This is a genomic window from Vibrio sp. 1288, assembly GCF_033344475.1.
In genome coordinates this window covers 1-868 of the sequence record NZ_JAWPOX010000277.1, presented here as the reverse complement: position 1 = coordinate 868, position 868 = coordinate 1, and the positions used below count along the sequence as shown (strand labels likewise).

Annotated in this window: 1 protein-coding gene and 1 pseudogene; one reads left to right on the top strand and one right to left on the bottom strand. The window is 46.3% G+C overall.

Annotated elements, in window-relative coordinates:
- Positions 1–437, top strand: a 437-nt coding sequence (locus tag R8O11_RS26210) for an IS4 family transposase (RefSeq protein ID WP_318194738.1), incomplete at its 5' end; no start/stop codon positions are given.
- Between the two features lie 4 nt (positions 438–441).
- Here R8O11_RS26210 and R8O11_RS26205 read toward each other — a convergent pair.
- Positions 442–868, bottom strand: a pseudogene (locus R8O11_RS26205) (GGDEF domain-containing protein); the annotation flags it as partial.

The window sequence follows — 868 nt, the reverse complement described above, 5'->3', positions numbered from 1 at the left end:
CCGCTTCGACAAAAGAACCATGGGTTTTAGCGACTAACTTGCCCGTTGAAATCCGAACACCAAAGCAACTTGTTAGGCTCTACTCGAAGCGTATGCAAATTGAAGAAACCTTCCGAGACTTGAAAAGCCCAGCCTACGGCTTAGGCCTCCGTCATAGCCGAACTAGCAGCTCAGAGCGCTTTGATATCATGCTGCTAATCGCCCTAATGCTTCAACTGACATTTTGGCTTGCTGGAGTTCATGGTCAGAAACAAGGTTGGGATAAGCACTTCCAAGCTAACACTGTCAAAAATCGAAATGTACTCTCAACAGTGCGCTTAGGGATGGAAGTTTTGCGGCATTCTGGCTACACAATAACGAGGGAAGACTTGCTCGCGGCTGCAACCCTGCTTGCTCAAAATCTATTCAAACATGGTTGTGCTTTGGGGAAATTATGAGGGGATCTCTCAGCGCTAAGCTGGCATTTAGGATCAGTTCATCACTGTTGAGCATGTGAACAGGCGCTCGTGCAATGCCAATGCTCACGGTAAAAGAAATACGATTGGATTTGTCACTGTAACCGGCTTCAATTTTATTGAGCACTTCCTGACATACAGCCACGGGATCTTCATCGTAAATAATAAAGGCAAACTCGTCGCCAGCGACGCGAAAAGCGTTATTTGGGGAAGACAAGCTCTGTTGAATCGCATTTGCAGTAAACTTGATGATCTGGTCACCAATGTAGTTCCCGTTGATGTCGTTTATCGATTTGAAGTTGTCGATATCTAAATACGCCAGATTAAAAGGGCGGGTGGCTTGCTGCGTTAATGTTTCTAGCGTGTCTGCCAAACAGCTGCGGTTCAACAAACCGGTGAGGTTGTCATGAGAG